The following is a 7,969-nucleotide window of genomic DNA, read 5'->3' as shown; positions in this document are numbered from 1 at the left end:
CCAGCCTTGACGCCTTCAACAACCACGACGCCGACGGAATCGCCGTCTTCGTGCACCAGAAATTGGATCGACATGGAGTTCCTCCTTGGGGAGCGTTGTTGGAAACATGTGTATGATGTCTTATGCAAGACGTCAACATCAATGCGTCTCTTTCCATGCGCCGCAACGGATTTCACATGGCAACACTACAATATATCAGGGTATTTTCTTGAGAACGCCGCACGCCAAACGTCACAGCCCCCTGCCGGAAACCGGCAGGGGGCTGTGACGGCGCTTCTGCGGCGCACATGAAGCCCGGACAGAAGCTCGTGAAAAGCAGGAATCCCGGCGGCGCACGGTCGTCCGGGAACGTGGCGGACTATCCGGCCTGGGCCAGGATCAGTTCCACCTCGTCCACCGACAGTCCGGTGGACCGGGCGATCTGGTCCAGACTGCGCCCCTTGCGGTGTCCGTTCAGGATAACCTCGCGCAGGAACTGCGGCGAACGGCTGATGCCCTCGGCCTGCTCCAGCAGACGGCGCAGGGCCTGGGCCCGCTCTTCCAGGCGCTGGTCCAGATGGCGCAACTGTTCCTGGCGCTGGGCAAAGGTGGCCACCAGCTCCTGTTCAAGCTCGGCGTTCTGGTGCAGTCGCTCCAGCAGTTGGGTCTGGTTGGCTTGCAGGCGGTTGAGCAGTGCCTCCGACCGCCGCAACCGCAGAAAGAACACCAGCAGCACGCCGAGCAGCGCCACTTCCACCACGCTGACGAAAATGATGAGCCACAGGGATACGGTCATGAGTGTTCCGGTTCGGGTTGACGCGCGTGTCCGGCCAGACCCACACGAGCCTGTCAGACCTTGATGTTCAGAATGTTGCCGGACCAGGGATCATCGTCGGTGTCGGCGGGCTCGTCGTCCTCTTCCCGCGCGGCACGGGCCTTGCGCCGGGCCAGCAGCAGGGCCTGCCGCCGCTGGCGGTTGCGCTCGCGCTCGTCCACCACCTCGGACTTGCCGCTCTCGTCGGTCTTCTGGACCTGCGAACGGTCGTGCTGCAACGCCTGGGCCGCGGCCTGCTGGGCGGCAGCCTGGGCCATTTCCGGGTGTGCCTGCGCCTCGTGGGCCACGCGCTCGGCGTGGCCCATCTGGGCTATGACGACGGGAAGCGACGGGTCGACGGACACGGCGGATCCTCCATCGCCGCATGGTGCCCCGCGCAACGCGCCTGCACGAAGGGGGCGGCGGCTGGCGGCGAAACCCGCAGCCGGGGCGGGCGGGTTGTAGGCGGGGGCGGCGGGCTCTGGCGCGTCCGGTCGGCAGACCGGTGATGTCCGCCGAATTGGCGGGGGGCCGGTATGGCCGGGCGGGCGCGCCGGGGGGTGCCTTGCGGCGCCCTTATTTGACCAGGTAATTCTCTATCAGCAAATCCTCCAGCTTACCGATGCTGAGGTATTCGTTCATGATGGCCAGGATGTCCTTTTTCAGCGTTTCCGCATTGGCCGCATCGGTGAGGTAGGTCAGGGACTTGTTCTTCAGATAGTAGTACACGGCGTCGCGGATGACCACCTTCTTGGCCTGTGCCTCGAAAACCAGCTTCTGGTTTTCCGTGGGTGCCGAGAATTTGACGACCAGGAAGCGGATGGCGCCCTTGGCGTCCTTCTGCTCCACCCAGAACGGTTCCCAGCTCAGGATGGTCTGGGCGGGCCTGGCTGGCTCCGCCGGGGACGGCGCGGCCTGCTGGGGCACCACGATCTTCTGGACGGCGGCCTCGGGCGGCGGTGGCGGCGCCTCTTTCTTGCGCAGCAGGAACCACGCGGCGCCGCCGCCCACCAGCAGCACCAGCACGGCCACCACGATGATCAGCAGCTTCTTGTTGGCCAGCAGCCCGGAAAGGTCGAGGCTGAATTTCTTCTTCTTGGGGGCGTCGCCATCGGGCGACAGCGCAAGGGACTGGGCGGCGGGGGGCGGCGGGGGGGGCGCCTTCTCCTCTTCCGGCAGCAGGAAGGGGGCGTCCTCGAGGTCCAGTTCGACCTTGTCTTCCACCGGGGGCCCCAGCGCATCGACATCCAGTTGCCCGGCGTCCAGCTCCGCCTTGCCCGCCTCGTCGGACAACAGACCAGTCGCCCCCGGGGCATCGGGGGTATCGGGAACGGCGGCGGTGACGATGGGCATGAGCAGCATGGTCTGGTCCTTCGCACGGGCCGCGCCGGGGCGGCGGGGTAACGGGCGTCCGGATCAGACCCGACCGGGGAACACCGGCATGGGAAGACGCCGTGTCGGCTGCCACCGAAGGCTCCGGGAGGTTCCGGAGCGGATGGCCAGCCGGTGGGAAGGGGGGCGGCATGCGGCGCGGTGGCGGCCCTGCACGGCAAACGGGCGCAAGCCCGCCCCATGGCGGCCCCGCGCCCGCAGGAAGTGACGGTCTACGGGAAGATCTTGTCGATCTTCTGCTTCATGGTCTCTGCGGTGAAGGGCTTGACGATGTAGTTGGACACCCTGGCCTGCACCGCTTCGATGACGTTTTCCTGCTGGGCTTCGGCGGTCACCATCAGGAAGGGCATGTCGGCGAATTCCTCGCTGGCGCGCACCTTGCGCAGCAGTTCGATGCCGGTCATCTGGGGCATGTTCCAGTCGGAGATCACGAACTCGATGCGGTCCTTGTTCAGGATCTCCCACGCGGTGGTGCCGTCGTCGGCCTCGACCACGTTGGTGAAGCCCAACTGGCGCAGGATGTTCTTGATGATGCGACGCATGGTGGAAAAGTCGTCCACCACGAGGACACGCATATTGGTGTCGTAGGGCATTTGCGTACTCCTGGCCAACGGACGCCGCAATCAGACGGTGCCGTGTTCTCCGTAGTGGTTCCTGAATTCCTTGCGCAGCCTGTTGAGCGCCTGGGAGTGCAGTTGCGAGACGCGCCCCTCGGTGATGCCCATGACCTCGGCTGTTTCGCGCATGTTCAGCTCGTCGCTATAATACAATGACAATACCAGCTTCTCTCGGGGTGTCAATTCGTCTATCAGCCCCGCCACCCGCTCTATGAGCTCCTGCGTTGCCGTGGTCTGGAACGGTTCACCCTCTCCCTGCACGCCCGCATCGGGGGCCAGCGAGTCCTGTATGGCGTCGAGCGAGAGACACAACTGGTTCTGCAACGCCTCCAGCCCCAGCCGTACATCCTTCTGGTCCAGTCCCGTGGCGTCCTGCAATTCCGCCTCGGTGGGGTGGCGTCCCTTTTCATGCTCGATGCGTTGGATTGCCTCGTCCAGTTGCCGCACCCGTTGCCGCAGGCTGCGCGGAAACCAGTCCAGCCGTCGCAACTCGTCCAGCATGGCGCCCCGGATGCGGCTTTCGGCATACGTCTCGAAGCGGATGCCAAGCTGCGGACGGAACTTGCCCAGCGCCTCCATGAGGCCCAGGGTGCCCGCGCTGATCAGTTCGTTCAGCTCCACGTTGCGGGGCAGCTTGGCCTTCAGGCGCAAGGCCAGAAACCGCACCTTGGGCGCGTAGTGCCGGACTATCCGTTCCTGGTCGCCGCGCGGGAAGTCGCCCCAGGCGACGGCTCCCGATTCCAGCGCGTCCCAGGGGTTAGTGCCGGAAGAGGAGCTTTTTCCAGAAGAACTTGATGTTTCCATCGAGGCTCGCCGCCACGTCCCACGTTTGTACCGTCCGGGCCACCTCGCGCACCGCCGCGCAGGCCGGACTGTCCGGCGCCATGACGCAGAAGGGTCGCTGGTTCACCACTGCCTTGCGCACCGCCGGGTCGCGCGGGACAAAGCCCGCCAGGTCCAGCGACACGCCGGAAAGAAAATGGTCGCAGGCCTTGTACAGCCGGGTGAACATGTCGCGCGCGGTCTGCGCGTCGGGCACCATGTTCACCAGCACCTTGAAATGCTCCACCCCGTGGTTGAGCTTCATCACCTTGATCAGGGCGTAGGCGTCGGTGAGCGACGTGGGCTCGGGGGTGAGCACCACCAGCCGCTCCTGAACCGCCAGGTTGAAATACAGCACGTTGTCGTTGATGCCCGCGCCGGTGTCCACGATAAGGTAGTCCACCGCGCCTTCCAGCGCGTCCATGGCCTCCAGCAGTTCCAGCTTCTGGCCGGTGGAAAGCGACAGCATTTCGCTCATGCCGGACGAGGCGGGCAGGATGCGGAAGCCGTAGGGCGTTTCGCAGAGTATCTCGGAAAGGTCGACGCCTTCGTGGAACAGGTGGAACAGGTTCAGTTGCGGGGTCATGCCCAGCACCACATCCACGTTGGCAAGGCCGAGGTCCGCGTCCAGCAGGACCACGCGCTTGCCTTCCTGCGCAAGGCAGCAGGCCAGGTTGGCGGCGATGTTGGTCTTGCCGACGCCACCCTTGCCGGAGGTGACGGAGAATACCAGGGGAAGATCGGGGCTCATTCGATGCAAGCTCCAGTGGGTGCGTGCGGTGCCGGGCGCGCCTGGCGCGGTCGCCCGTGGATGCCGTGTGCCGCCGGGTATGCCGTCGGCACCGGGACCATGGTTCAGGGCCTTGCGCCGACAGAGGACCGGATGTCCGCCGAAATTCCGTCAGGCCGGATTCCTTCCGACCGGAGACCGCCGGGCCTGATGCCCGTCTGGCCGACAGCCTGGCCGCCGGTCTGGACCCCGGTTTGGGCTCCGGTTTGGGCCGCCACCCTGGCCGCGGGCCGGGGCTCGGCCTGCGTCGGAGCCTCGCCGGGCAGTTGCCGCTTGAACAGCAGGCGCCACAACGCCGCATCGCTTGCGGCAACCAGCGAATTGCGCATGCCGGGGCCGTAGGAAAGGGCCGACACGGGCAGACCGCACGCCGCCGCCACGTTCACCAATGCCCCGAAGGTACAGGCTTCGTCCAGCTTCGTCCAGACAAGGCTGCCCGTCCCCTCGAAGGCGTAGCGCGCCAGCAGCGCGGTCATCTGGGCCGGGCCGTGGTGCGGCGGCAGCACCAGGTGCACGGCAACGCCGTTGCCCGCTCCCGCGCCCGACAGGCCCAGGATCGCCAGTTGGCGGGCCAGGCTGCCGTCGCGCGCAACGCCGGGCAGGTCCACCAGAATGCGGCCCGCATCCGGGCATTCGCGCAGGATGGCCGCGAATTCGGCGGCGGTGGAGGCCTCGCGGTACACAAGGCTGGAAAGTTCGGCGTAGTGCTTCAGCAACAGGCGGCCATGGCCGCGCCCGCAATCGGCGTTGACCAGCACGATCTTCAGATCCGGCTTTTCACGGCGCAGGGTCAGCGCCATGCGCAGCATGGCCGTGGTCTTGCCCGCGCCGAACGGCCCGGCGAACACGTGGGCACGTTGCGGCCATGCCGCAAGGCCCCAGCCGCGCACGGGCACGATGTCGGCCAGGGCTTCCAGCACCGAGGCGCCGGAATCCGCCGCCAGCCTGCGATGCAGGGTCATGGCCACGCCGTCGTCCACGCCTTCGCGCGTCAGGTATTCCAGGGCCACGCGCTGGCGGGGGGTAAGGTCTTCCATGCGCAGGGCGGGTTTCATCAGCGCGAACAGGTGCTCCTTCATCTGGCTCCATTCGCGGTGCCATTCCTCCCAGCCGGGGGGGACGGGACCGCCAGGGCCGCCAGACGCGCCAGTCGTGCCAATTGCGCCGGACGCGGAGGCCACGCCGGGCGCCGCCGCATGCTCGATGCCCACGCTCATCTCGTGCCACGTGCGGCCCCCCTCGCGGCATTCGCGCGAGGACAGGATCACCGCGTCCGGGCCGAGTTCGGCCTTGATCTTCGCCAGCACCGCCGTCGCGTTCCGGCCTGTGTACGTCTTGATCTGCATCAGAGCATTTCGACCTTGAAGTTGTAACCGTTGCAGAAAAATGCTCTCGGTGCTGACGGCACCGCCCACCTAGTCAAAGGCCACGCTGCCCACTGCCTGCAACCGGATGTCCGAAGGAATCTCGGCCTGCGAAATGACGGGAACGTTGGGAAGAAAGCGCATCAGCAGCTGGGCCAGATGAGGCCGGGCCACGGGCGAGGCCAGGATGACCGGCTGCCCGTCGGTGTTCACGGCGCGCTCCACCGCGTTGTTCACCCGCTGGATGAGCCGCTGGGCAATGCCGGGGTTGAGCGCCAGGTAGTTGCCGCCGTCGGTCTGGCGGATGGCTTCCTGCACGGTCTTTTCCACGGCCTGGTCCAGTGTGACGATGGGCAGGCCGCCCTCGCTGTCCATGTACTGCTTGACGATGGCGCGGGCCAGGCGTTCGCGCACGTATTCGGTCAGGGTGTCGGCGTTCTTCACCGCCGGGCCGTAGTCGGCCAGGGTTTCCGCGATGGTCAGCAGATCGCGGATGGAAACGTTTTCGCGCACCAGGTTCTGCAGCACCTTCTGCACCGTGCCCAGGGGCAGGATGCCGGGCACCAGCTCTTCCACGGCCTTGGGGGCGTGCTTGGCCAGGTTGTCCAGCAGGCCCTGCACTTCCTGGCGGCCCAGGAAGTCGCCCAGATGGCGCTTGAACACCTCGGTGAGGTGGGTGGCGATGACCGTGGACGGGTCGACCACGGTGTAGCCCGCCAGCATGGCTTCTTCCTTCTGCGATTCGGGTATCCACAGCGCGGGCAGGTTGAAGGCCGGTTCGCGCGTTTCGATGCCCCGGATGCGGTGCTTGGCGTTGCCCGGGTCCATGGCCAGGTAGTGGTCCACCAGGATTTCCGCCGAGGCCACCTGATTGCCCTTTACCAGCACGCAGTACTGGCCGGGCTTCAGTTGCAGGTTGTCGCGCAGGTGCAGCGAGGGCACCACCACGCCCATGTCCAGGGCGAACTGGCGGCGGATGGAGCGGATGCGCGACAGCAGGTTGCCGTTCTGGTCCTCGTCCACCAGGGGAATCAGGCCGTAGCCCACTTCCAGCTCCAGGGTGTCGAGGGGCAGCAGGGACTGCACTTCTTCCGGCGTATCCAGCGAATCGCCCTTCTTCTTGCCCTTGGCGCCCTTGCCTCCCTTGGCTTCGGCGGCGGCCTCCGCGTCCTGCTTTTCGCTCACCAGGCGCGACACGCCGTACAGGCCCGCGCCAAAGGTAAGGAAGGGCAGCGTGGGCAGGCCGGGCACCAGGGCGAACAGCACCAGCACGCCGGACACCAGCTTGAGCGCGCGCGAGTTGTACGACAGCTGGCCCACGAATTCCTCGCCCATCTTCGCTTCCGCTGCCGCGCGCGACACGATGAGGCCCGCCGCCGTGGAGACGATGATGGAGGGAATGGTGGCCACCAGGCCGTCGCCGATGGTCAGCAGGGTGTAGGTGGTCAGCGCGTCGCGCCACTCCATGTCCTTCTGGAACACGCCAAGCAGGATGCCGCCCACCACGTTGATGATGGTGATGAACATGCCCGCGTTCACGTCCCCCTGCACGAACTTGCCCGCACCGTCCATGGCGCCGTAGAAGTCGGCTTCCTTGCGGATGTTGGTGCGGCGTGCGGTGGCTTCTTCCTCGTCGATGAGCCCGGCGTTCAGGTCGGCCTCGATGGCCATCTGCTTGCCGGGCATGGCGTCCAGGGTGAAGCGCGCGGCCACTTCGGCGATGCGCGTGGTGCCCGCGGTGATGACGATCTTGTTCAGGATGAACAGGATCATGAAGATGACCGCGCCGATGACGTAGTTGCCGCCCACCACGAATTCGCCGAAGGCCTGGATGACCTGGCCCGCCGCGTCGGTGCCTTCGTCGCCGTGCAGCAGGATGAGGCGGGTGGAGGCCACGTTGAGCGCGAGGCGCAGCAGGGTGGTGACCAGCAGCAGGGAAGGGAAGATGGAAAATTCCAGCGGCGAAAGCATGAACATGGAGGTGACCAGGATCACCAGCGAAAGCGAGATGCTGAGCGAGAGCAGCATGTCCAGGAAGAACGTGGGCAGCGGCACCAGCATCACGAACAGGATCGTGACGACACCGCCCGCCAGCAGCAGGTCGCCCTGCTTGGCGAAGCGCTGGTAGTCGATCTTGGGGGCGTATCCTGGTTTGGCAGCCATGTTCTTGACACCTTCCGGAGTTATCCGG

At 66.1% G+C, this 7,969-nt stretch carries 8 protein-coding genes; all 8 read right to left on the bottom strand.

What is annotated here, in order from left to right; translation table 11 throughout:
- Positions 1–358 precede the first annotated feature (358 nt).
- The 8 genes from K6142_RS15220 to flhA all read right to left on the bottom strand — a co-directional run bounded on the left by K6142_RS15220 (position 359) and on the right by flhA (position 7,941).
- Positions 359–775: a hypothetical protein gene (locus K6142_RS15220; RefSeq protein ID WP_190245329.1), complete on the bottom strand. Its 417-nt coding sequence runs from the start codon at positions 773–775 to the stop codon at positions 359–361.
- Between the two features lie 53 nt (positions 776–828).
- Complete coding sequence (locus tag K6142_RS15215; protein ID WP_190245328.1) at positions 829–1,158, bottom strand: hypothetical protein; 330 nt, start codon at positions 1,156–1,158, stop codon at positions 829–831.
- A 211-nt stretch (positions 1,159–1,369) separates the two neighbouring features.
- Positions 1,370–2,155 carry a flagellar basal body-associated protein FliL gene (gene fliL, locus K6142_RS15210; RefSeq protein WP_190245327.1) on the bottom strand — a complete coding sequence of 262 codons (786 nt, stop codon included), beginning with the start codon at positions 2,153–2,155 and terminating at the stop codon, positions 1,370–1,372.
- Positions 2,156–2,397: 242 nt separating this feature from the next.
- On the bottom strand, positions 2,398–2,778 hold the full coding sequence (locus tag K6142_RS15205) for a chemotaxis response regulator CheY (protein WP_012613126.1): 381 nt from the start codon (positions 2,776–2,778) through the stop codon (positions 2,398–2,400).
- Between the two features lie 30 nt (positions 2,779–2,808).
- Positions 2,809–3,606 (bottom strand): FliA/WhiG family RNA polymerase sigma factor, encoded by a 798-nt coding sequence (locus K6142_RS15200; RefSeq protein WP_190245326.1) that lies wholly within the window; start codon positions 3,604–3,606, stop codon positions 2,809–2,811.
- Complete coding sequence (locus K6142_RS15195) at positions 3,560–4,375, bottom strand: MinD/ParA family protein (protein WP_190245325.1); 816 nt, start codon at positions 4,373–4,375, stop codon at positions 3,560–3,562. The genes K6142_RS15200 and K6142_RS15195 overlap by 47 nt, the downstream gene beginning before the upstream one ends.
- A gap of 104 nt (positions 4,376–4,479) precedes the next feature.
- Positions 4,480–5,760, bottom strand: a complete 1,281-nt coding sequence (locus tag K6142_RS15190; RefSeq protein ID WP_190245324.1) for a flagellar biosynthesis protein FlhF — start codon at positions 5,758–5,760, stop codon at positions 4,480–4,482.
- Positions 5,761–5,829: 69 nt separating this feature from the next.
- The gene (flhA, locus tag K6142_RS15185; protein ID WP_190245323.1) at positions 5,830–7,941 is read right to left on the bottom strand and encodes a flagellar biosynthesis protein FlhA; all 2,112 of its coding nucleotides are present in this window, start codon (positions 7,939–7,941) and stop codon (positions 5,830–5,832) included.
- Positions 7,942–7,969: the final 28 nt, after the last annotated feature.

The organism is Nitratidesulfovibrio sp. SRB-5, from assembly GCF_019931275.1.
Classification (GTDB): Bacteria; Desulfobacterota; Desulfovibrionia; order Desulfovibrionales; family Desulfovibrionaceae; genus Cupidesulfovibrio.
The sequence above is the reverse complement of the archived record's forward strand: the minus strand, read 5'-3'. Positions and strand labels throughout refer to the sequence as shown.

What these genes read in the sequence shown, in the direction of transcription:
- K6142_RS15220 (WP_190245329.1), bottom strand. Translation starts at nt 775, where the DNA reads ATGACCGTATCCCTGTGGCTCATCATTTTCGTCAGCGTGGTGGAAGTG.
- fliL (WP_190245327.1), bottom strand. Translation starts at nt 2,155, where the DNA reads ATGCTGCTCATGCCCATCGTCACCGCCGCCGTTCCCGATACCCCCGAT.
- K6142_RS15205 (WP_012613126.1), bottom strand. Translation starts at nt 2,778, where the DNA reads ATGCCCTACGACACCAATATGCGTGTCCTCGTGGTGGACGACTTTTCC.
- K6142_RS15200 (WP_190245326.1), bottom strand. Translation starts at nt 3,606, where the DNA reads ATGGAAACATCAAGTTCTTCTGGAAAAAGCTCCTCTTCCGGCACTAAC.
- K6142_RS15195 (WP_190245325.1), bottom strand. Translation starts at nt 4,375, where the DNA reads ATGAGCCCCGATCTTCCCCTGGTATTCTCCGTCACCTCCGGCAAGGGT.
- K6142_RS15190 (WP_190245324.1), bottom strand. Translation starts at nt 5,760, where the DNA reads ATGCAGATCAAGACGTACACAGGCCGGAACGCGACGGCGGTGCTGGCG.
- flhA (WP_190245323.1), bottom strand. Translation starts at nt 7,941, where the DNA reads ATGGCTGCCAAACCAGGATACGCCCCCAAGATCGACTACCAGCGCTTC.